This is a genomic window from Legionella sp. JM-2024, assembly GCF_055389095.1.
This window is the reverse complement of record NZ_AP039388.1, coordinates 683,327-705,031: the sequence shown is the minus strand read 5'-3', so window position 1 is coordinate 705,031 and position 21,705 is coordinate 683,327. Positions and strand designations below refer to the sequence as shown.

Genomic DNA, 21,705 nt, shown 5'->3' with positions numbered 1-21,705 from the left:
TGAATTTGCTCTGCCTGTTTCTGCAAAGCTTTGGCTTGCAGAGCTAATGAGGTGTTGAGATCAAAATCCGGATGCTGGATAATTTTTCGGATTGTAGCAAGCGAACACCCCAGATATTTTAAGGTGCTTATTTGCTGCAAACGTAATAAATCATCAGATGAATACAATCTGTAATCCGACTCTGTGCGTTTTGACGGTTTTAACAAATCGATTTCATCATAGTATTGTAAAGTACGAATACTTAGCGAAGTCAGTTTGCTGATTTCTTTAATCTTATAAAATTTCATATATAACTCTAAAAAACAAAGTGATTATAATCTATCACGTTACGTGAGGGTCAATACTTTATTAAAACATGACAGATTTTTTGTCATGTATGGAGAAAATAAAATAAACCCCGTTAAAAATAAAAAAGAGTGTGGTACCTGATTGTCTGCTATATTTGTATTGTGCAATTGCATTTTAAGATAATGTCATCTTTAGATTTAGGAGCTAATCTGGGCATGACAAATCAACTGATAGAAATATTTTTAAAATCCACTGCTTTTGCTGTAATTGGTGCTTCTTCTAATAGAGCAAAATACGGCAACAAAGTATTGCGATGTTATCTTCAGCATGGCAAAACAGTTTATCCTGTCAATCCTCATGAATCCATTATTGAAGGTTTGCCTGTTATCCAATCAATAAATGAATTACCTGTTAGTGTGCGAAGCATTTCTATCATCACTCCCCCCTCTGTTACTGAAACAATCGTAACTGAAGCGGTCAAAAAAGGAATTAAAAACATATGGATGCAGCCGGGGGCAGAAAGTGATCTGGCTGTTCAATTTTGTTTGGATCATAAACTGAATGTCATTTATGGAGGGCCTTGTCTATTAGTAGCTATGGGGTATAAAGAGAGTTAATATTTTACCATCCTCCCTCATAAGGCCGATGCTTTTTCATTTGGCTAGAGTTTTCACCTCGATGATAATGAAGCTTACGAACGTTTTGTTTTTTTGAGTTATTCCAAAAAGTATGGTAATCAATTGCGAACAGACGTTGCAATTTACCGTTTTCCTGCTGTTTATAAAAGTTTAATCCTCCACTACCGCATTTCGAGTAAAAAAGAAAAGCAACACGATAGTTTCCCTTACGAAACATGCTATATGCAGCCAAAGAGGCCGCTAAAAACAATCCGCCAGAATACTTGAGTGAGGGATTTAAAATTTGTTTATCATTATTCTCTTTCATAGACAAATTGAAATCAGAAATTGAAAAGCGCTATTATATTAATGTATCTCTGCATATCAATCTGTTTTTTACATGGGCAATAACAAAAAAATTATTTAGGATATCTGAATTGCTTTAATGACTCATTGACAATACTTTCAAGAGTCCTATGCTCCATATATTTTTCTCTCAAAAAATTGGCGTCACTGCCTTTGTGAGTGACTTCATAAATATGTTCCAATGCCAAAGTACTATTTAATTGACTAGCATAAGGTTTCAACCGACGTAAAGTAGTTAAAATATCTTCACGAAGCACTATTTGCTCATAGGTTTTTGGGTGAACCATGGTTCCATCCAAACCAAATCGACACGCTTGAAAACGATTGTAATTATACACAAGGTAGTCGTCTTCGTGGGGAGGAGGCTCTTTATTTTCCAATAAATAACTGCAAAGAGCTTGCATATAACATGCTAAAGCAGCCGCTCTTTCAACCGTGAGAGGAGTATCACAAACCCGCATTTCAATTGTTCCAAATTCTGGCTTTGGTCTTAAATCCCAGTAAAAATCCTTCATACTTTTGACGATACCGGTATGCTCCATTTTCGCGAAATAATCGAGTTCAAATTCATCCCAATTTAATACAAAGGGGGCTCGTCCGCTTAACGGAAATGCAAATACCGAGTTTAATCGGGCGGAGTTATATAAAGTATCCTTACTCTGAACAAAAGGAGATGATGCCGACAATGCAATAAAATGAGGGATATAACGATTTAAAGAGTGGAGTAAATAAAGAGCTTGATTACCGTCCCTGCAACCAATGTGAATATGCTGACCAAAAATAGTAAATTGTTTAGTTAAATACCCATATAATTCCGACACTTCAATAAATCTGGTTTTATTAAAAATTCGTTGATCAGACCACATCTGAAATGGATGAGTCCCACCACCACAAATACCAATATTTAATCGGTCTCCAGCCATTACCAGTGCATCACGTATATTAAACAGTTGATTCAGCAATTGATCATATTCTTCATGAACATCAGTGGATATTTCTAACATACTTTCCGTGATTTCAGGTGTAAAACTACCGGGGAAAGATGAGCGTCCTAAAAGCTCCAACATATCAGGACTAGCCGCAGTCAAATCAAAATTACTTAAGCTAATTAATTGTAATTCCAGCTCAACTCCCATAGTCAGTAACTTAGATGTTTTGAATGGTTGTAAAGGCATTTCAAAACTCCTTAATAGCAGGGATCTCGTTCGCTTTAATTAAAGCGCGTTGAACCATTATTGGACCAAGTATTTCCAGAGTCAAAGCAACCATAGCGAGTGGGGCAAGAGTGTCCACCAAATTAATACCAACATAACGACTCTGCTCGAGAATTAGAATAACGAAAACAGAGATAGGTGTCATGGCCAAACCAGTTAAGATGCCTTTCTTAAGTGAAATACCACTAATATGGGCAAATAAACTAATCCCAGCAATTTTTGCAATTAGTCTCACGGTGATAATTGATAATCCCAACCAAGCACCAATTACTACTCTTTTCCATTCTATGGTTGCTGCAATAAATACAAACAATAACACCGACAACAAGTCCCCCAATGTGCCGAACCCAGGTTGTGAAGGATTAAACACCATACGCCCATGACGAGAAACCAACCCGAAAGTTAAGGTAGCCAATACCGGAGATAGCTTTAAATTATGAGTTAGAATAACTAGTAATATTACAGCAAAAGCAAATGCCAATGTATTATCTGGGCAAGTACTTTTAATTGTTTTGAGCAGGACAGGCATCACTACACCAAAAATGATTCCCAAAATGATCGAAATGGCTGTGACTGTTAAGCTGCCATACGCTGCTTCCCAAATGTTTCCTGAAGTTCTAAAAACTACTAATCCAATGATTACTTTGAATAAAAAAACGGCCAATACACAATTTAATACCGAAAGATGTAAAACACGCTCTGTCACTTGACCTGAGCTTCGTTGTTCATTTATCACTCTTACCACAGTTGCGGGAGAAGTCGCCATTGACAAAGAAGCTAACAGTAGGCAAGTAGAAGATTGCAGGCCAAAGCATTTTAATAAAATATACACCAGGCCAAATGTTAGCGTCGCTTCAGTAAGACTGGATACTGCCACCCAAGGATTATAAGTTAACCATCGTAAATTGATTCTATAACCCGACTCAAACAAGATTAGCCCAAATCCAATATTGGCTAAAAGTAAAATAGATGGCGGTTGAATAGATGGTAATAATCCTATTTGAGTTGATGCTAGTGAAAATCCGACTATCGCATAGACACTAATATGAGGCAATTTTGCCCATCGATATCCAAGCTCCCCTATAAACCAAGCTAGTAATATGCTAATAGGCCAAGCCAAGTCAGTTATTATTTTTCCGACATCAATCATCCATACCTCCTATGAAAATTCAACCTTACTTTATAACACATATCAATTTGTTTTGCAGAATTGAGGTCTTTTCAAAAAAAGACTCAATTGTTATGGTATCCAGTGTGGAAAAATGGGATAAATCAATTAAATTATTTCCATCCGACGAAATAAATTGGAATACATAGAATAAAGCTGAGCTGGTGCTCAGATTTCAATTTTACGCTTGAAGAAAAATAGGCACGTATCTATTCTACGTAAGCATTTTTCTGATTGGGAAAAATTGAAAGATGAATATCAGTTTGGATGTAGAAAAGGATAGGTATTTAATGAAGTCTGCCTATATGAAAAAATATCAACAACTTTTTATTTTAATAAGCTTATTATTAGGGATGTCACAAGTCATGGCTTTAGAAATTATTACCATAGAAAAAACTGAAAACTGTCAAATGCTAAAGACTCGAGCATGCGATATTAAATTTCCTTTGAATCAGGAAGATAAAGAATTAATTGAAGCAATGAAAGAAAAATTGTATACCTTGGGAGGAGTCGGTTTGGCGGCGCCACAGGTCAATTCTGCTAAACAGATTATTGCCGTGTATATACCTGAAGAAGCCCAGCTTCTACGTGATAATGCAAAAATTTACCCAATGCACATTTTGATAAACCCAAGTTACAAACCTTTACCAAATGCCAGTTTCGTTAGCGATTTTGAAGGTTGTTATTCCGTTTCCAGTAAGGCAGGAAAAGTCCCAAGGTATGATAAGATCCAGCTTAAATATTATGATGAAGAAGGACAATATCATCAGCAGAATGAAATTGGCTTTTACGCACGTGTTTTGCAGCATGAAATTGATCATCTGAATGGAGTATTAATCACAGATCGCCTTACGCCCGATTGTGTACAAGGAACCATAGAAGAAATGATGATCATTCGTCGCGCTGAATTATCTGAAGAAAAACGAAAATTATTTGATGACGTCATGACAAAAAAACTTAAAAAATGAAATTGAATATTCAACACATTCATTCTAAATTTGCTTTAATGATAAACTGCTCGTGGTAATTTCTTGGCTTGTTCTACCCAAGTCACGACTTGAGATAATCCAGGTATGCGCCGCACTAAATGACATTTTTCATTTTTCTCTTTTAATGAACTATACAGTTGTTCGGGGTTACAGTGAGCCAACTCTGGAATTGAGTCAACCCCAGCTCGCTCCAGAAGCTCAGCGTATTCTTCATTAATACCATTAACTCGAGCAAGATCCGCTTGATTAGTCCACTTTAAAATCAATTTATGGCTGATACCGGTTTGTTCCGCTAACCTGAAACGGCCTCGTCGACCACTACAGATACGTAACAAATCATCCTGATTTTCAATCCCTACTCGTTTTAACATTTCAGCATATTTTGGACCTATGCCTTCCAGTTCAGTTAATTTATGCATTTTGATTCCGAATTTTCACTTCAATATATATAAAATTATAGGACATAATGATCTTTATTTGCTCAAAATAACTTAACCAAACTTGAAGAATACTCTCTATTTTCAAAAATAATAACAAAAATCATTATTAGAAAACTTCCCAAGGGTTATAAAAACAGGAACTACAAAAAAACCAAGATCAAAGCAGAACAATTTTTTAATGATGGGGTTAGACAAATTATATGATCTGATTAAAAAACTTGTTTAATGGAGTGTTTTGTAAAAACACTATATTAAAAATCAATTCATTTGGAAAAGTTAAGCAATTTAATTATGATGTCCTCTCCATTTTGCTTTTTTGAGGTGTATAAAATGAGCACATATGTCAAAAACAGTATGCCCGGAATATTTTTATTGGTTTTAGGTTTATTTATTAGCACCTCTGGTAACGCCTGGTATGGTGGTAGCATAGCCATTGGCTTTACAGGAGGAAATGTACACTATTACGGGGATGGTTATAATAGAGCATATGGCCCGTGGAACTATGGATACTATGACAGAGATTATTACTATAATGGTGGACAAAATATTATTGTTCCTAATGTAATTATACCTAATGTAGTCATCAACGTTCCTGTTCAAAGATATTATGTTCCGGTATGTGAAGAAATGGAAGTGTGTGATCCTTATGGGCAATGCTGGTTAGAGCAATTTTGTAGATAAATTTACTTGTAATCAAATATACTGAGATTTTTTGGATTTATCACACTTGGAGTAATGTATATTAATTTTTTAAGGATAGAAAATGTCAGAAACTATTGGCTATGCCGCATATAAAGCTGGTGCACCTTTACAGCGCTTCACTTTTGATCGACGTTCCATTGGCGAAAAAGATGTTGCTATTGAAATATTGTTTTGTGGTATTTGTCATTCAGACCTGCATCAAGTCAATAATGATTGGGCAGGAGCGCTTTATCCCATGGTACCTGGACATGAGATAATTGGACGTGTTAAAGAAGTAGGAAATAAAGTCCATCGATTCGCCGCAGGAGATTTAGTCGGCGTTGGTTGTATGGTTGATTCATGTCGTCAATGCACCTATTGTCAAAAAAATGAAGAACAATATTGTGAATCAGGTAGCACTTATACCTATAATAGTCCCGATAATCATTTAGGTGGAGTCACCTACGGCGGCTATTCCAAATACATTGTAGTCGTCGAAGATTTTGTATTAAAGGTCGATGAATCTCTGGATCCCGCTGCTGCGGCTCCTTTATTATGCGCAGGAATAACCACTTACTCTCCCTTAAAAAAAGCCAAAGTGGGTAAAATGAGTAAAGTGGGAATCGTTGGTCTTGGTGGTCTAGGGCATATGGCCGTTAAAATAGCCCGGGCGATGGGGGCTTTTGTAACTGTTTTTACAACCTCTGAAAATAAAATCAAGGCAGGGATGGATTTGGGAGCTAATAATGTTGTCTTATCCACTGACAATATAGCCATGCAAGCGCTAGCCAATCAATACGACTTTATTCTTGATACCGTTTCCGCCAAACATGATATCAGTCAATATTTGAACCTTCTTAAAGTGGATGGGCAACTTACTCAGGTTGGATTACCCTCGGATCCACTCGAAGTCTCTATGTTTCCTGTAATTCTAAAACGACTCAGTATCAATGGTTCTTTAATCGGCGGGATTAAAGAAACTCAAGAAGTTTTGGATTTTTGTGCATCCCATGGAATTACTTCAGATATTGAATTAATTCAAATAGATGAAATCAATTCCGCTTATCAACGATTACTAAAAGGGGATGTCAAATATCGATTTGTTATTGATATGTCCTCATTAAACTAACGTGAGTTCGACATAAAAGGCATTTATGATTTTTATGCCGCTAAACAAATGTTATCCCGTAAAAAAGCGAAGCTTTTTGTACGGGATCCATTCAAAATATCCAGTTCGATATAAGCAAAACCTTGGATTTTACTTATATCGAATTGACGTTAAACTAATGTGTGAGTTTGATATCAAAGGCATGCGAGATGCCTTTGATACCACAGAGTGAGTGTTATTCCTGGTTATGAGGCTTGGGAATGATTTTGATTCTGGTTATAAAAGAATCTTGTACTTTTTCAATTAGAGCATCAAATTCAATAAACTGAATAATCTCACCTTCCTGTGGTAGTTTCCCATAACGTGTAATGATGAGTCCATACAGTGTATTGAGTTCTTCTTCATCCAGAGATAAGGTAATATCGCAGTCAAGAGCCCTTTCCAGGGAATAAAGTGAACAATCGCCTTTTGTCGTTATGGTTCCGTCCGGATTTTTTACCCAATCCTCGTGAGTTTTGTGAAACTCATCCTTAATCCGTCCAATCATAACATGTAGCAAATTATCAAGGGTTACAAATCCAAGTAAACTGGACTTGTATTTATAGACCAAGGCAAAATGAGGCATGCCTGCTCGGAATTTGCGAAGCAGATCCATGGCTGGTAATTTATGACTTACCTTCAATACTGGGCGTATATAAGGTTTTAAAGTGTTTATGTCTTTTTGGAGAAATAAATCCGCAAATAAATCTTTAACATGGATAACACCAATCATTTCTCTTATATTGGAATCATAAACTGGATAACGACTATAACGATATTTTAAAATTTTATCTTTAATCATCTCAAATGGCTCGTTTATATCTACTGCAATCATTTCATCAGCAGGGCGCATGACCTCAGTGACATTCAACTCCGCTAAATCCAGCGTATGCTCAAGGATTTCACGCTCATCTTCTTTTAATTCGGCTTGCAGATGTTGTCCACTTAAAATTAATTTAAGCTCCTCGCTCGAATAAAAACCTTCATATTCGTTTGTTATATCCATTCCAAATAGTTTAAGAAAAAAATTGGAGCAAGTATTTAACAACCAAATCGCAGGATACATGACCCAATAAAACCCATACAATGGTACCGCAGTCCATATTGAAATAAATTCTGATTGTCGAATAGCAAGTGATTTAGGCATTAATTCGCCTATTACAATATGAAGAAACGAAATAATAAAAAATGCGACGAAAAAAGCAGAAATAACAACTACATGAGGTGATGTAATACCTAAAATGAAAAATACTGGTTTCAATAGCTCTGCAAAAGCAGGTTCTCCAATCCATCCCAGGCCTAATGAGGCGAGAGTAATACCTAACTGACATGCCGATAAATACGCATCCAGATTTTGGTGTACTTGCTCGAGGATTCGTCCTCTTAGCCCATAATTCTCTTTAATTGCCTGGATTCTTGTTGATCTGAGTTTAACCATGCCGAATTCTGCAGATACAAAAAAGGCATTGAGCAATACCAAGAGGAATGCCACCAGAATTAGCAGAATATTATACATTGAGAAGTTCCATTTTTATTTTAATCTTCAAGAACAAGATCACCTCCAATCGAGCTGATTTAGAATCATTACTCTGTCCAAATCCATGTCATACTGAGGATCGTTAAGGATCTCCAGAGATAAAATCAGTTCTTGCATTCAGAAATTTCTTTATGGAGTTTACTCCAAATCAAGGAGGGGATCTGAATGACAAGAGTGTGGATTGAATTGTATCAAAGCATGATTATGCTCTGTTCATTTATCCTTATGCTTATAAAGTAAAAATTACATGTTTTTTAGCTTCTGAAATAACCCCATCAGCTACAAATCTCCTATCAAATTTTAACTACTCTTTGTTTTTCAGAGTATATAGGTTGAATAGAGCATAATGTCAAATCAGCAGGAAAGCTATTCTATACTATTTAAATCAGAATAATTCTAAATTCCATCAAGCAATCAAGAACATTCGAAATCTCTATTGACAAATAGAAACACAATTTGTTATTTTAATTTATTAAAAGATAAAATTAACCCAACCTGATGATATAATGAATTACCCAGATAATAAATTAAGCTATGAATTTTATGAAAATTCTTATGCCAAAGTTTTGCTTTGCGGTGATTCTTTGCCAACTGATAACCTTTCAATCATTATTATCTTGCCCTCTTTACCCTAGAGCGGTCAGCTATTGCTAATTCCCTGCCTCTCTAGGGAGGCTTCCAAAGAGTTAGCATGAACTGATTTACGCTGGAGGGCATCATGAATCAAAACATTTTCAAACTAAGGAATAATTATGTCTCTTTGCTGATGTGGGCATTTCCATTATCTTTTTTTACTTTTCAATTTTTATTGCGTCTATGGCCTGGATTAACAATGCAAGAAATCATGATGCAATTTTCAATTGATGCCGGAAGTTTTGGCCTCATAGCAGCATTCTATTACTATGGATATGCCGGAATGCAAATTCCTGTGGCCTTATTACTTGATAAATTTGGATCCCGATTAATAGTATTTGCTTTCGCAGTTCTATGTGGTTTTGGAACTTTGCTCTTTATATATACCAATAACTTTTATTGGGCCTTGTTGGGCAGGTTTTTGATTGGTGTAGGTTCTGCAGCAGGATTTCTTGGGGTTTCCAAAGTAGTATCAGAATGGTTCAGTAGCTCTCGGTACTCAAAAATGATCGGATTTTCCTTTAGTGTGGGCTTATTAGGAGCAATCTATGGAGGAAAACCTCTCGCTCACTTAATACAAGGCTTTGGAGGAAAAGAAGTTGGTTTGGCCTTGGCTATTTTCTCAATTGCTCTTGGTTGCTGTACATTTTTGCTCTTGCGTTCACCGAAAAATAACGCCAATACAGAAGATAAAACTATCCACGTTACTCACTGTTCCTTTTTATTTTCTTCATGGATTATTTGGGTTCTTGCTCTGGCCAACTTATTAATGGTCGGAGCATTGGAAGGGTTTGCAGACGTGTGGGGAGTTCCCTATTTAATTGTTAAATATGGGTTCAACAAAGCAGACGCGGCCTTTCTCGTATCGTTTATTTTTATAGGAATGATATTTGGTGGTCCTTTACTTGCCTTTCTAAGTCAAAAATTTGGAAATTACTTCGTCATAGCAGCCTGTGGTGCTGGCCTGGCTTTTTCATTCCTGATACTTCTTTCGACCTCAGCCCCTAGCTGGTGGCAGTTAAGTACTCTCTTTTTTGTAGTAGGGCTGATGTGTTGCTATCAAGTTATTGTATTCGCAGCCGGAGCGACGCTGGTGCCATGCCAATACTTAGGAGTAACAGTCGCTTTCTTGAACTGTATAAATATGTTAGGAGGTTCATTTTTTCATACCGTAATTGGTAAATTAATGGATATCAGTTGGAATGGCAGAATAAGTAGTAATGGGCTTAAATTATATGAGATTGACTCATTTCAATGGGCTTTATCAATAATACCATTCTGCGCCTTATGCGGCACTTTGCTCATTCTAATAATCCACATCAAAATAAAAAGTCGTGACGTGGCAAGCTTTATAGAAAAGAACCCATTGACTGGTGGAGTCTAATTATGGAAAAGGTATTTTGGTTAAATCCATATCAACATACACTCGATACAAAAATAATCTCAATTAATCATAATGACGTGTTATTAGAAAAAACCATAGCATTTTCATTTTCGGGGGGACAGGAAAGTGATAAAGCCTTCATCAATGAATTTGAAGTGCTCAACTCAAGAATTGAAGGAAATCTTATTTATTATACCCTTCCCGATGGCCATAATCTTACTCCCAATGAAATTGTGGTTATGACTATAGATTGGCCCCGAAGATACCGACTTATGCGTCTTCATTTTGCTGCTGAACTTATTTTGGAGCTTGTAACCAGAAGCTATCAACTTGAAAAGGTAGGGGCGCATATATCGGAGTTTAAAGCCAGAATCGATTTTAAAGCGGATTTTAATATTTCTTCAATTTTTGAACAATTACTTGATGCCTATAATGAGATTATTAGAAAGAATCTGATTATCCATAAGGGATTTAGTGACGTACAAAATCAACGTCGATTTTGGAAAATAGAGGGTTTTGCCGAAGTACCTTGCGGAGGAACACATGTTAATTCCACCTCTGAAGTTGGATTCATTCATCTCAAAAGATCACATCCAGGAAAATCCATTGAACGAATTGAAATAAAACTGACTGATGCAGGAAAATAAAGACACTCACATTGAAATGTCAATCGGTGCTTAGTGAATAATATAGCGCCAATCCACACAAAAAATATAGGCCGGACTTATGAAAAACTCCAGGTTCGAGGCAAAAAAGGTTTTTAATGAGGGCGTTTAGACAAACTAAATGACCGAATTAAAAACTTTTTTAACGAAGAGATTGGAGTTTTTCGTAAGTCCGGTAGAAAAAGAATAGAAAATCGCCTAAATTATCGCCTTATTTGACTTCGTTGCTATTAACCTACAGGCTCTATTTATTATGGAACTACCAAATAATTTCTCCACTGTATACGTGGCAAAACCAGAATTTATAGAAGAACTTTCTGAAGAATTAGGCGAGGTGTCTAGCATAATGGACTGCTTAATTTTCTCTCCTCATCAGAAGCTCGATGTTTGTTTTGCGTTGGATGTTTGGCTTGAGCCTCAGCTCGTACACATTCAATCCATTTCTGAAGCAGCAAAAATACTGAGACAAAAAGGAAAGTACTGGTACTTGCATCCTGTTACTGAAATTCGTCGATCTCGATTAATTGAAGAACAATTACGCAAATGTCCCTCACTAATGTCCTCTTTTCCCCTAACAAAAGACATTCCAGTCATAGGAGTATTTAGTCTGCTTGATCGGAATACCTTGCTCTATAGCAGCAAGCGATTAAAAAAATGGCCGGATGGACAATGTTATTTTATAGAAGACAAAGTTAATCCTCCAAATCGTGCTTATTTAAAACTATGGGAAGCATTATTTTTATTAAATAAATACCCTCAGCCCGATGAAACAGTTTTGGATTTGGGCGCCTCTCCCGGAGGTTGGACTTATGTGATGCAATCACTGGGAGCTCAGGTTACTTCCGTGGATAAAGCGGAACTGGATGCGAAAATTATGACGCTACCTGGCATTACTTTTTTAAAACAAAGTGCCTTTGCTTTAGATCCTGAACAACTCACAGAGTCTTATGACTGGGTGTTGTCCGATGTCGCCTGTTATCCTGACAGAGCCTACACTCTCATCAAAAAATGGATAGCGTCAAAAAAAGCAAAACATTTGATTTTTACAATCAAGCTACAAGGAAAAACTGACTTAAACACAATCAAACAATTTCAATCAATACCCAACTCACGAATTCTGAACCTGTTCTATAACAAACACGAAGCTACCTTTTTTTACCCTGCGTAAACCTAATCCAGATTCAGGCATTATTCTGAAAAACTGTTACGATAACTAATGCCTACTTTTTCCCCGACTTAAGATCTGGAAAAATCAAATGAGAAAACTTTCGCTATGCTTGGCTGTTTTAGGGCTAATGCCAATAATCGGTCTACACCCAGAGCGACTCCACTACAAGGTGGCAATCCATATTCCAATGCTTCTAAAAGGTATCTATCTGCTTCCATTACCATCAGATCTTTTTGTATTCTATTTTGTTGATCCTGAATAAAACGTTTTTTTTGCGCCTCAACATCTGTCAATTCATGAAAACCATTGGCTAATTCGACTCCTTGATAATACACTTCAAAACGCTCAGCCACGCCTTCTCTTACTTGCGCCAGTGAAGCTTGTGAAGAAGGAAAATTATAAATGGCAACAGGAACTGATTCTTGTGCCAGAAACGGCTCTACCACATGACTCATTAGTAAGAATAAATATTGATCGATATCCTGTTCTTGAGGAGACAATACTTTATCCAAATGATGTTGTATCAGCACTTTCTTCAATTGTTCTATTGAAGCGGTAAAAGGATCAATCGTACATACTTCTAAAAAAATCTGTTGATAAGTTTTTTTAATCATTGGCCTTGATTGCAAAATAGTTTGTAATAATAAATCCACTTCATCCATCAAGACGTAATGATTAATATTTAATTGATACCATTCCAGTAAAGTAAATTCAGGGTTATGCCAACGACCCAGTTCATCATCTCGAAAAACACGCGCTAATTGAAAAATGGGGCCGCTACCAGCAGCCAATAGCCTTTTCATATGGTATTCTGGTGACGTTTGTAAATAGTAAGTTTCACCTCTGAAAAAGGCTTTGATATTACTAAGGTAAACATCGGTAACCCCATAGCGTGCCATAACAGGTGTTTCAACTTCAAGATAACGACGCTCAATAAAAAATTGACGGATTTTACTTATTAATTCCGCACGCGAACGCAATAACTGAATTGAAGCAGAAGGCAGCCAAGATACTTCAGACATATTAATAAAATATTCCCAATTCAAGACGAGCTGCTTCGGTCATTCGGTCTTGAGACCATGGGGGTTCCCACACCAACTCAACCGTACAATCACTAACCCCTTCCACCTGATTCACCGCCTGCTCCACCGTACCAGGAAAAGTTTGAGCTACAGGACATCCTGGGGTTGTCAAAGTCATTTGAACGTCAACATGACCCTCATCATTAATTGCAATATTATAAATTAACCCCAGATCATAAATATTGACAGGAATTTCAGGATCATAAACTCCTCTGAGCGCTGCAATAACGCTTTCTTTTATTGATTCGTTATCCTTTTTCTTTTTAAATCCAAACATAGGATGCCTCTGGTGTAAATCTACTTGCCTGTTAACAAGCCTCGATATCAAGAATCCACTCTGTCATCACAAAATTATTCTGTTTTCACTACTTCTGTTTCTTTATTTAAAGCCGCTTCCAAGGTATGCCATGCCAAAGTGGCGCATTTAACACGTGCTGGGAATGCTTTAACGCCAGCAAGAACAGTTAATTTGTCCATAGAAGTAAAATAATCTTCTTCATCCTTGGTTAACATCTGGTGAACACGGTGAAATAATTCATGAGCCTCTTCTATTGATTTGCCTTTTAAAGCATCCGTCATTAGTGATGCAGACGCTTGAGAAATGGCACATCCACACCCTACAAAACTTAAATCTCTAATCAAATCATCATGTAACTTAACATAAACAGTTAATTTATCACCGCATAAAGGATTAAAACCATTAGCCTGAGTAGTGGCATCTTCCATCGCATGATGATTACGAGGATTACGATTGTGATCGATAATGATTTCTTGATAAAGCTCCCGCAATTCCATACTCATGCGAATACCTCTTTAACTCGTTGCAATGCTTCCATACAATAATCAATTTCTTTAAACGTATTATAAAAAGACAGAGAGATACGAGAAGTCGCTGCCACACCATAAAAATCCATTAACGGCATAGTACAATGATGTCCGCTTCGTATTGCAATGCCTTCGCTATCCAGAATAGTTCCCACATCATGTGCATGAATTTTTCCATGCACAAAAGAAATAATAGGCACTTTGTTGGCAGCAGTGCCAACAATATTATATCCTTTTACAGATTCAATTGCCTTTGTAGCATAGTTTAATAATTGTGTTTCATATTGAGCAATCGCATCTAAATCTAAAGACAAAATGTAGTCAATTGCAGCCGCCAAACCAATCGCCCCGGCAATATTGGGGGTACCCGCTTCAAATTTTTGGGGAAGCGCAGCATATTCTGTCGCATCAAAGCTCACGGAGTTGATCATTTCTCCGCCGCCTTGATATGGAGTCATACTATTTAATAATTCTTCTTTTCCCCATAAAACGCCTATTCCTGTCGGGCCATACATTTTATGACCAGAAAATGCATAAAAATCGCAATCCAAATCTTGAACGTCTACAAGCAAATGAGCCGTTGCCTGTGCCCCATCCAGTAATACTTTGGCACCTACTGCATGTGCCATCTGAATCATTTTTTTAACCGGATTAATAGTCCCCAAGGAATTGGAAGCATAATTAATGGCAACCATTTTGGTGTTTTCATTTAATTTTTTTTCAAATTCTTCTAGTAGTATTTCACCACTCAGTGAAATAGGAGCGACTTGGAGTTTACACCCCATTTTCTTACAAACCATTTGCCAAGGAACAATATTAGAGTGATGCTCCATATGAGTTATCAAGATTTCTTCATCAGGTAATATACGAGGTGCAACAAGACTCTGAGCAACTAAATTGATCGCTTCAGTAGTACCTCGTACAAAAATACATTCTCTGGGTGAGTTGGCATTAATGAATCGTCTGACCTTAGCTCTGGCAGCCTCATACATCTCAGTAGCTCTGACACTTAAAGCATGAACTCCACGATGTACATTAGAATTATCCTGTTCATAAAATTGAGTAATAGCATTGATCACAGGCTTGGGTTTTTGAGTAGTAGCCGCATTATCAAAATAAACCAAATCATATTCATTGATTTTCTGATTCAAAATAGGGAAATCTTTTCTGATTTTATTGACATCCAACGATGCAATTAGCGAAGCGTTAGTACTCATTTGCATACCCCAGCTGTTGAGTTAATAAATTACCCATCCAATCAGCCAACTCCTGATTAGGAATAAGGCGCAAATTATCATTGGCAAATGCCTGAATCAGATAATTAGAAGCTTCATCACGACTAATCCCACGTGTTGCCAGGTAAAATATCGCTTCCTCATCTAATTGTCCAACAGTAGCTCCATGCGAACATAATACATCATCTGCAAAAATCTCTAATTGCGGTTTGGTATCAATTTCTGCATTTGCTGAGAGAAGTAAATTTTTATTTTGCTGTTTGGCATCAGTATGTTGTGCGTTTTTAGCTACAATCACTTTACCATTAAATACTGCTCTGGAATGGCCCTTTAAAATCCCCTTGTAATCTTGTTCGCTTCGACAATTTGGTACCAAATGATGAACTACAGTATGATGATCCACATGCTGTCCTTCGCCAGGTGCATAAATTCCATTCATAAGACATTGAGCATACTCTTCTTGCATGAACACACTAATATCACTACGCACTAATTTTCCCCCCAAACTTAAAGAGTGGCTGGAAAATTGGCTATGAGCGGATTGCTTAACTGAAATATGCCCCAAATGGTAAGCTGATTTGCTTTCTCTTTGAATTTTATAATGATTAAATTTCGCACTGCCCCCCAACAAAACTTCTGTGACACTGTTGGTAAAATAGCAATTGTTTTCTTCACCATGATATTCTTCAATAAGAGTAAGCTGTGATTCGTCTTCTGCCAAAATCAAATGTCTTAGATAAACAGCTTGATCACCTTGATTTTGCACATGAGATAAAACAATAGGTTCCTCTATACAAACACCAGAAGGAATATAAATAAATACACCGCAATGAATCATGGCCGTATTTAAATAATGAAAACCATGCTCTTGTTCTAAAATCTTCCCAAGATAAGGCTTAACCAAATCAGCATAATGACTCAAAGCCAAAGACAAAGGGAGAACCAGAACCCCCTTGGGTAATTGAGCTATCCATTCTTCATCTCCAGAAATTAATCCATTTTGTATTAAAAGTCGGTTTTTTACTGGCGCATCAGTCAACACCAACTCACCACTCGAATTTAGCGGAAAAGCAGCTTGTACAAACTGGTGTTCTAACAATGGCTCTACAAGGGTATATTTCCATTCCTCATTATATCGAGTAGGAAAGCCACGTCGCTTCAAATCAGTTAATGCTTTAGACTGTAATTGTGCAAGCCAGGGTATTTGCGATAACCCGGATTTGGCTTGTTGTTGATAGTAATCCAAAATCTCGTTCATAACTGCTCCGCTTCCTCAAGCCAGCCATAACCCTTTTGCTCCAATTCAAGTGCCAAGGATTTATCTCCTGACGTAATGATGCGACCATTCACCAAGACATGAATAAAATCAGGCTCAATATAATCCAGCAAACGCTGATAATGAGTCACTAAAATAATAGAACGCTCAGGAGAACGCATGGCATTAACCCCTTGAGAAATAATTCTTAATGCATCAATATCCAAACCGGAATCTGTTTCATCAAGGATAGCCAGTTTAGGCTCTAAAGCGGTCATTTGTAATATTTCGTTACGCTTCTTTTCACCACCTGAAAATCCTTCGTTAATACTTCGGTATAAAAAACTTTCGTCCATATCCAGAAGCTGACATTTTTCTCGAATAAAGCTCAAGAACTCTATGGCATCAAGAGTATTTCTCCCTTGCCCTTTGCGAACTGCATTCACTGACGCTTTAAGAAAATTAATATTAGTTACGCCAGGAATTTCTACTGGATACTGAAAAGACATAAAAATGCCTGCTCGTGCTCTTTCTTCTGGAGACAGAGTTAACAAACTCTGTCCTAAATAGGAAACTTCACCTCGAGTGACTTCATAGGAAGGGTGTCCGGCTAACACCTTGGACAAGGTACTTTTTCCAGAACCATTTGGCCCCATAATAGCATGCACCTCGCCTGGCTTAACCTCAAGATTAATACCTTTTAAAATAGATTGCGCATTGACTGCAACATTGAGTTCTTTAATTCTTAACATATTAACCTACTGCCCCTTCTAAGCTTATACCTAATAATTTAGTGGCTTCCACTGCAAATTCCATCGGTAATTCTTTTAAAACTTGCTTACAAAATCCATTTACGATCATAGAAACCGCATCTTCGGTATCGATACCGCGTTGTTGGCAATAAAACAATTGCTCTTCACTAATTTTTGAAGTAGTCGCTTCATGCTCCACTTGTGCCGTTGGATTTTTAACTTCTATATAAGGGAAAGTATGTGCTGAACACTGACTCCCCATTAACATAGAATCACACTGGGTATAATTACGTGCGTTAGTCGCTGTTGGCGCGATGCGCACCAATCCACGATAAGCATTATGCGCACGTCCAGCACTGATCCCTTTTGAAATAATTGTTGAACGAGTATTTTTTCCCAAATGGATCATTTTGGTGCCTGTATCCGCCTGTTGAAAATTATTGGTTAACGCAACGGAGTAAAATTCACCAACGGAATCATCACCCTGCAAAATGACGCTGGGATATTTCCAAGTAATAGCTGATCCAGTTTCAATTTGTGTCCAGGAAATTTTCGATTTCTTACCTCGGCAGGCACCCCGCTTGGTCACAAAATTGTATATGCCCCCTTTCCCTTCTTTATCACCGGGATACCAGTTTTGTACTGTAGAATATTTTATTTGAGCGCCATCCAAAGCAACCAATTCGACTACGGCAGCATGCAATTGATTTTCATCACGCATCGGCGCAGTACACCCTTCCAGATAAGATACATAGCTGTCATCATCGGCAATAATAAGTGTTCTCTCAAATTGTCCAGTGGAGGCCGCATTGATCCTAAAATAAGTAGATAATTCCATGGGGCATCTTACACCTTTAGGAACGTAAACAAATGAGCCATCACTAAAGACCGCAGAATTCAAAGCCGCATAGAAATTATCCCTATAAGGAACTATGGATCCCAGATACTTCTTAACCAAATCGGGATATTGGTGCACCGCTTCAGACAATGGACAAAAAATCACGCCTTTTTCAGCCAATTTGGCCTTAAAAGTAGTTGCTACTGAAACACTATCAAATACAGCGTCAACAGCAACACCTGCAAGCATTTCTTGTTCTCTTAAAGGGATACCTAATTTCTCATAGGTTTTTAACAGCTCAGGATCGACATCATCCAGACTTTTTGGGGCATCCTTTTTACTTTTAGGTGCTGAATAATATGAAATTGACTGATAATCAATAGGAGGATAATGCACACTTGACCATTCAGGGTGAGGCATAGTAAGCCAATGCCTGAATGCTTTTAATCGCCACTCTAGTAAAAATTCAGGCTCGCCTTTAATTGCAGACAGACGACGAATAACATCCTCATTCAATCCGGGAGGAAAAGTTTCAACTTCTATGTCGGTTATAAAACCATGTTGATATTCTCTATCGAGCAGAGAATTTAGTTGCTCACTGCTTTTAGCCACGATTTACTCCACTTGCTAATTGCCGAACTCGCTCAACATCCCTTGTTGGAAGAGTTGGTTTTGCCAATGCGTCTAAACTGACACTATCAAGAGCAGTTTCTATTGCATGACTTATTAAGCGCCAATTTCCCTGAATAGTGCACACTCCTTGTAAAAAACAATCATTAGGTTGCATACTGCATTCCGTAAAACCTCTGTGCTCCTCTAAAGCAAATATAATTTGAGACACAGATATGTCAGTCGCTGGTCTTTGCAGCCTGTATCCTCCAGACACACCACGTACGGAGATTAACAATCCTGCCCCAGTTAGACGTTTTAGTATTTTACTAACAGTTGGGACTGTTAAATGGGTATGTAAGGCTATATCTCGCGCATTACACAACTCTTGTGCATGTTTGGCTAGATAAACCATCACAACTGTTCCATAATCGGCCAATTTACTGATGCGCAGCATAGCACCCCCAAATCGAATAATCTAGTACCAAATAAGTCTTATTTCAGATAGAGCGAAAGAACATCTTATAAGAACAAGGATTTGATAATTGCTTACTGATTCAATATCGCCTGATCATCTGTGTGAGTTATTTGGCACTATCATCTAAAGCAAAACTCTATCACCTTACTATAAATATAGTACTAAATTGGTTCTATATTCGACAAAAGAAAGATTTTACCTTATTGATAAGTAAATAAGCAATCATAATCTTCTACTTTATCCTGACTATCCCTATCATTTTAATATTTTTTACAATAAGTTAGGCATGGTGTTGGAATTATTCGTTTGGGAACAACTATCTATTGATTTAATATAGAATATTCTTGATAAACTCAGACAAACACATAAAAATAAGCGATCAAATTATTTGTCTTCAGGAGCCAGGATGACTCATGACACTGAATTAAGCGAACTGATGCATGCAGTAGCTAAAAAAAGCCTGCAACTTATAGCGGATTTCAAAGAAAAACCAATTCCACTGTCTACGCTGGTCAACCAATATATTGATCTCACAGAACATTTCCAAAACTTGGTTGCAGTAATTCTAAAAAACCCTGAAAAAGTATGGCAAATGCAATTAAATTACCTGGAAGACGCCTTAAGTTTAGCCCACGCTCAATTTACTTACTGGCTTGAAGGCAAACCCTTACCAATTAATGATCAACGTTTTAATGGAGAAGATTGGCTTAATAATCCATTTTTTAACTTACTAAGCCAGCATTATCTTCTGGCAAATGAACATATGAATTCCTTACTGGAAAATATGGAATATGGAGATGAAAATTTAGCCAAACGAGTTCGTTTTTTTACTAGACAATATCTTGATGCCTTATCGCCAGCCAACTTTCTCCATACTAATCCTCAACTCATGGCAGAAACCTTGCAAAGTCATGGTAAAAACTTATTGCAGGGGTTACACAATTTACTTTCAGATGTTGAAGCGGGATCTTCAAGACTAATTATAAAAATGACGGATACTGAAGCATTTAAAATTGGTGAGAACTTAGCAACAACACCAGGCAAAGTCATATTTCGTAATCCCATGATGGAATTAATCCAATACTCTCCACGCACACCAAAAGTAAAATCCATCCCCTTGCTTATAACTCCCCCATGGATTAATAAATACTATATTTTAGACTTAAGCCCACAGAATTCTTTAATTCGCTGGCTAGTTGAACAAGGAATTACTGTTTTTGTTATTTCCTGGGTTAATCCCGATGGCGCATATGCTAATAAAAGTTTTTATGATTATTTAAATGAAGGCCCTCGAGAAGCAATCTCAGTCATTCAAAAACAATTGAAAGTCAAAGAGGTAAATACGCTTGGATTTTGTATAGGTGGAACTCTTCTCGCTACACTTTTAGCCTACAATAAAGCACATCAAGACAACTCTATTCGCAGTGCAACCTTTTTAGCCTCAATGATTGATTTTTGTGATCCGGGGGACATTTCAGTTTTTATCGATGAACAGCAAATTAATAAACTCGAAGAAGAAATGAAATCTAAAGGTTATCTCGCTGGAAAATTTATGGCTACCAGTTTTAATTCATTAAGAGCAAATGATTTAATCTGGTCATTTTTTATAAAAAATTATTTGCGTGGAAAAAACCCTGTTCCTTTTGATATACTTTATTGGAATGCTGATTCAACTAATATGCCTGCCACAATGCATTCTCAATACTTACGTTGGATGTATTTGCATAATGACTTGATCAAACCTGGAAAAATTCATCTTAATCATACTCCTATTGACGTAACAAAAATTGATATCCCCACTTTCTTTTTATCTACCCAGAAAGATCATATCGCCCCATGGAAAACCACTTATAAGGGATTTGAGTTAATGAATGGCCCCAAACGTTTTGTTTTAGGTGGCTCAGGTCATATTGCAGGAATTATTAATCCACCAATCATGCAAAAATATGGTTATAGAACAAATAACAGCAGTAATTTAACAGCGGACAAATGGTTTGAGAAATCAAAAGAGCATACCGGCTCATGGTGGCCTGAATGGCTAAAATGGCTCAATTCACATTCAGGACGGTATATCAATTCTCCTGATATAAACCATCTGACTTTTCCCCCTATAATGGATGCCCCTGGGAGTTACGTACTTAAAAAATAAAGATAATTCTTTTTATTAGCCTGGTTGAGACACTAAAGTAACAACAAGACTTCTCGCTGTTTAATGGAGAAATTGCATGGATCAATACCTGTATCCAAATTTATTTAGCTTGAGTTCGATATCAAAAAATAGCATTATTTTTTTGATATCGAACGGGAACATATTTGAGTGGATCCCATATAAAT

The 21,705-nt window shown here is 37.1% G+C and carries 21 protein-coding genes and 1 pseudogene; 8 read left to right on the top strand and 14 right to left on the bottom strand.

All coding sequences use genetic code 11. The features are described from left to right. Positions 1-134 precede the first annotated feature (134 nt). A pseudogene (locus tag ACZ5EK_RS03220) lies at positions 135-287 on the bottom strand (MerR family DNA-binding transcriptional regulator); the annotation flags it as partial. A 216-nt stretch (positions 288-503) separates the two neighbouring features. On the opposite strand from ACZ5EK_RS03220, the gene ACZ5EK_RS03215 reads away from it, so the two are divergent. Continuing rightward, the gene (locus ACZ5EK_RS03215; protein ID WP_464431365.1) at positions 504-905 is read left to right on the top strand and encodes a CoA-binding protein; all 402 of its coding nucleotides are present in this window, start codon (positions 504-506) and stop codon (positions 903-905) included. A gap of 4 nt (positions 906-909) precedes the next feature. On the opposite strand, the gene ACZ5EK_RS03210 is transcribed toward ACZ5EK_RS03215, so the two are convergent. The 3 genes from ACZ5EK_RS03210 to ACZ5EK_RS03200 all read right to left on the bottom strand — a co-directional run bounded on the left by ACZ5EK_RS03210 (position 910) and on the right by ACZ5EK_RS03200 (position 3,635). Next, complete coding sequence (locus ACZ5EK_RS03210) at positions 910-1,233, bottom strand: hypothetical protein (RefSeq protein ID WP_464431364.1); 324 nt, start codon at positions 1,231-1,233, stop codon at positions 910-912. A 91-nt stretch (positions 1,234-1,324) separates the two neighbouring features. Beyond that, entirely contained in the window at positions 1,325-2,446 is a 1,122-nt protein-coding gene (locus ACZ5EK_RS03205) for a YbdK family carboxylate-amine ligase (protein WP_464431363.1), read from the bottom strand. A gap of 1 nt (position 2,447) precedes the next feature. After that, positions 2,448-3,635 carry a cation:proton antiporter gene (locus ACZ5EK_RS03200; RefSeq protein ID WP_464431362.1) on the bottom strand — a complete coding sequence of 396 codons (1,188 nt, stop codon included), beginning with the start codon at positions 3,633-3,635 and terminating at the stop codon, positions 2,448-2,450. Positions 3,636-4,018: 383 nt separating this feature from the next. Between ACZ5EK_RS03200 and def the strand changes: the two genes are divergently transcribed. After that, positions 4,019-4,621, top strand: a complete 603-nt coding sequence (gene def / locus ACZ5EK_RS03195) for a peptide deformylase (RefSeq protein WP_464432440.1) — start codon at positions 4,019-4,021, stop codon at positions 4,619-4,621. A gap of 35 nt (positions 4,622-4,656) precedes the next feature. On the opposite strand, the gene ACZ5EK_RS03190 is transcribed toward def, so the two are convergent. Continuing rightward, on the bottom strand, positions 4,657-5,061 hold the full coding sequence (locus ACZ5EK_RS03190) for a DUF4332 domain-containing protein (protein ID WP_464426497.1): 405 nt from the start codon (positions 5,059-5,061) through the stop codon (positions 4,657-4,659). 351 nt (positions 5,062-5,412) lie between these two features. On the opposite strand from ACZ5EK_RS03190, the gene ACZ5EK_RS03185 reads away from it, so the two are divergent. Together ACZ5EK_RS03185 and ACZ5EK_RS03180 are read left to right on the top strand one after the other, a co-directional pair. Further along, positions 5,413-5,763, top strand: a complete 351-nt coding sequence (locus ACZ5EK_RS03185; protein WP_464431361.1) for a hypothetical protein — start codon at positions 5,413-5,415, stop codon at positions 5,761-5,763. Positions 5,764-5,845: 82 nt separating this feature from the next. After that, positions 5,846-6,892 carry an NAD(P)-dependent alcohol dehydrogenase gene (locus tag ACZ5EK_RS03180; protein WP_464431360.1) on the top strand — a complete coding sequence of 349 codons (1,047 nt, stop codon included), beginning with the start codon at positions 5,846-5,848 and terminating at the stop codon, positions 6,890-6,892. Positions 6,893-7,106: 214 nt separating this feature from the next. On the opposite strand, the gene ACZ5EK_RS03175 is transcribed toward ACZ5EK_RS03180, so the two are convergent. Continuing rightward, positions 7,107-8,426, bottom strand: coding sequence for a hemolysin family protein (locus tag ACZ5EK_RS03175; protein ID WP_464431359.1), 1,320 nt, complete (start codon positions 8,424-8,426; stop codon positions 7,107-7,109). Positions 8,427-9,165: 739 nt separating this feature from the next. Here ACZ5EK_RS03175 and ACZ5EK_RS03170 point away from each other — a divergent pair. The 3 genes from ACZ5EK_RS03170 to ACZ5EK_RS03160 all read left to right on the top strand — a co-directional run bounded on the left by ACZ5EK_RS03170 (position 9,166) and on the right by ACZ5EK_RS03160 (position 12,297). Then, on the top strand, positions 9,166-10,464 hold the full coding sequence (locus ACZ5EK_RS03170) for an MFS transporter (RefSeq protein WP_464431357.1): 1,299 nt from the start codon (positions 9,166-9,168) through the stop codon (positions 10,462-10,464). A gap of 2 nt (positions 10,465-10,466) precedes the next feature. Next, complete coding sequence (locus ACZ5EK_RS03165; protein WP_464431356.1) at positions 10,467-11,111, top strand: alanyl-tRNA editing protein; 645 nt, start codon at positions 10,467-10,469, stop codon at positions 11,109-11,111. A gap of 271 nt (positions 11,112-11,382) precedes the next feature. Further along, positions 11,383-12,297: an SAM-dependent methyltransferase gene (locus tag ACZ5EK_RS03160; protein ID WP_464431355.1), complete on the top strand. Its 915-nt coding sequence runs from the start codon at positions 11,383-11,385 to the stop codon at positions 12,295-12,297. 68 nt (positions 12,298-12,365) lie between these two features. Here the strand turns inward: ACZ5EK_RS03160 and epmA are convergent, their stop codons facing one another. The 8 genes from epmA to ACZ5EK_RS03120 all read right to left on the bottom strand — a co-directional run bounded on the left by epmA (position 12,366) and on the right by ACZ5EK_RS03120 (position 19,350). Continuing rightward, on the bottom strand, positions 12,366-13,319 hold the full coding sequence (gene epmA, locus ACZ5EK_RS03155; protein ID WP_464431354.1) for an elongation factor P--(R)-beta-lysine ligase: 954 nt from the start codon (positions 13,317-13,319) through the stop codon (positions 12,366-12,368). A 1-nt stretch (position 13,320) separates the two neighbouring features. Next, complete coding sequence (locus tag ACZ5EK_RS03150) at positions 13,321-13,656, bottom strand: SUF system Fe-S cluster assembly protein (RefSeq protein WP_464431353.1); 336 nt, start codon at positions 13,654-13,656, stop codon at positions 13,321-13,323. Positions 13,657-13,730: 74 nt separating this feature from the next. After that, positions 13,731-14,180, bottom strand: coding sequence for a Fe-S cluster assembly sulfur transfer protein SufU (sufU, locus tag ACZ5EK_RS03145; RefSeq protein WP_464431352.1), 450 nt, complete (start codon positions 14,178-14,180; stop codon positions 13,731-13,733). After that, positions 14,177-15,421: an aminotransferase class V-fold PLP-dependent enzyme gene (locus tag ACZ5EK_RS03140; protein ID WP_464431351.1), complete on the bottom strand. Its 1,245-nt coding sequence runs from the start codon at positions 15,419-15,421 to the stop codon at positions 14,177-14,179. The genes sufU and ACZ5EK_RS03140 overlap by 4 nt, the downstream gene beginning before the upstream one ends. Further along, the gene (gene sufD / locus ACZ5EK_RS03135; RefSeq protein WP_464431350.1) at positions 15,411-16,697 is read right to left on the bottom strand and encodes a Fe-S cluster assembly protein SufD; all 1,287 of its coding nucleotides are present in this window, start codon (positions 16,695-16,697) and stop codon (positions 15,411-15,413) included. The genes ACZ5EK_RS03140 and sufD overlap by 11 nt, the downstream gene beginning before the upstream one ends. Then, on the bottom strand, positions 16,694-17,446 hold the full coding sequence (sufC, locus tag ACZ5EK_RS03130) for a Fe-S cluster assembly ATPase SufC (protein ID WP_464431349.1): 753 nt from the start codon (positions 17,444-17,446) through the stop codon (positions 16,694-16,696). The genes sufD and sufC overlap by 4 nt, the downstream gene beginning before the upstream one ends. 1 nt (position 17,447) lies before the next feature. Continuing rightward, positions 17,448-18,896 carry a Fe-S cluster assembly protein SufB gene (gene sufB, locus ACZ5EK_RS03125; RefSeq protein ID WP_464431348.1) on the bottom strand — a complete coding sequence of 483 codons (1,449 nt, stop codon included), beginning with the start codon at positions 18,894-18,896 and terminating at the stop codon, positions 17,448-17,450. Beyond that, positions 18,889-19,350, bottom strand: coding sequence for an SUF system Fe-S cluster assembly regulator (locus ACZ5EK_RS03120; RefSeq protein ID WP_464426482.1), 462 nt, complete (start codon positions 19,348-19,350; stop codon positions 18,889-18,891). The genes sufB and ACZ5EK_RS03120 overlap by 8 nt, the downstream gene beginning before the upstream one ends. 427 nt (positions 19,351-19,777) lie before the next feature. Between ACZ5EK_RS03120 and ACZ5EK_RS03115 the strand changes: the two genes are divergently transcribed. Beyond that, complete coding sequence (locus tag ACZ5EK_RS03115; protein ID WP_464431347.1) at positions 19,778-21,520, top strand: PHA/PHB synthase family protein; 1,743 nt, start codon at positions 19,778-19,780, stop codon at positions 21,518-21,520. Positions 21,521-21,705 lie beyond the last annotated feature (185 nt).

Excerpts from the sequence above, each read along its gene's own strand:
- ACZ5EK_RS03215 (WP_464431365.1), top strand. The coding sequence starts at position 504 with ATGACAAATCAACTGATAGAAATATTTTTAAAATCCACTGCTTTTGCT.
- ACZ5EK_RS03210 (WP_464431364.1), bottom strand. The coding sequence starts at position 1,233 with ATGAAAGAGAATAATGATAAACAAATTTTAAATCCCTCACTCAAGTAT.
- ACZ5EK_RS03205 (WP_464431363.1), bottom strand. The coding sequence starts at position 2,446 with ATGCCTTTACAACCATTCAAAACATCTAAGTTACTGACTATGGGAGTT.
- ACZ5EK_RS03200 (WP_464431362.1), bottom strand. The coding sequence starts at position 3,635 with ATGATTGATGTCGGAAAAATAATAACTGACTTGGCTTGGCCTATTAGC.
- def (WP_464432440.1), top strand. The coding sequence starts at position 4,019 with ATGGCTTTAGAAATTATTACCATAGAAAAAACTGAAAACTGTCAAATG.
- ACZ5EK_RS03190 (WP_464426497.1), bottom strand. The coding sequence starts at position 5,061 with ATGCATAAATTAACTGAACTGGAAGGCATAGGTCCAAAATATGCTGAA.
- ACZ5EK_RS03185 (WP_464431361.1), top strand. The coding sequence starts at position 5,413 with ATGAGCACATATGTCAAAAACAGTATGCCCGGAATATTTTTATTGGTT.
- ACZ5EK_RS03180 (WP_464431360.1), top strand. The coding sequence starts at position 5,846 with ATGTCAGAAACTATTGGCTATGCCGCATATAAAGCTGGTGCACCTTTA.
- ACZ5EK_RS03175 (WP_464431359.1), bottom strand. The coding sequence starts at position 8,426 with ATGTATAATATTCTGCTAATTCTGGTGGCATTCCTCTTGGTATTGCTC.
- ACZ5EK_RS03170 (WP_464431357.1), top strand. The coding sequence starts at position 9,166 with ATGAATCAAAACATTTTCAAACTAAGGAATAATTATGTCTCTTTGCTG.
- ACZ5EK_RS03165 (WP_464431356.1), top strand. The coding sequence starts at position 10,467 with ATGGAAAAGGTATTTTGGTTAAATCCATATCAACATACACTCGATACA.
- ACZ5EK_RS03160 (WP_464431355.1), top strand. The coding sequence starts at position 11,383 with ATGGAACTACCAAATAATTTCTCCACTGTATACGTGGCAAAACCAGAA.
- epmA (WP_464431354.1), bottom strand. The coding sequence starts at position 13,319 with ATGTCTGAAGTATCTTGGCTGCCTTCTGCTTCAATTCAGTTATTGCGT.
- ACZ5EK_RS03150 (WP_464431353.1), bottom strand. The coding sequence starts at position 13,656 with ATGTTTGGATTTAAAAAGAAAAAGGATAACGAATCAATAAAAGAAAGC.
- sufU (WP_464431352.1), bottom strand. The coding sequence starts at position 14,180 with ATGAGTATGGAATTGCGGGAGCTTTATCAAGAAATCATTATCGATCAC.
- ACZ5EK_RS03140 (WP_464431351.1), bottom strand. The coding sequence starts at position 15,421 with ATGAGTACTAACGCTTCGCTAATTGCATCGTTGGATGTCAATAAAATC.
- sufD (WP_464431350.1), bottom strand. The coding sequence starts at position 16,697 with ATGAACGAGATTTTGGATTACTATCAACAACAAGCCAAATCCGGGTTA.
- sufC (WP_464431349.1), bottom strand. The coding sequence starts at position 17,446 with ATGTTAAGAATTAAAGAACTCAATGTTGCAGTCAATGCGCAATCTATT.
- ACZ5EK_RS03120 (WP_464426482.1), bottom strand. The coding sequence starts at position 19,350 with ATGCTGCGCATCAGTAAATTGGCCGATTATGGAACAGTTGTGATGGTT.
- ACZ5EK_RS03115 (WP_464431347.1), top strand. The coding sequence starts at position 19,778 with ATGACTCATGACACTGAATTAAGCGAACTGATGCATGCAGTAGCTAAA.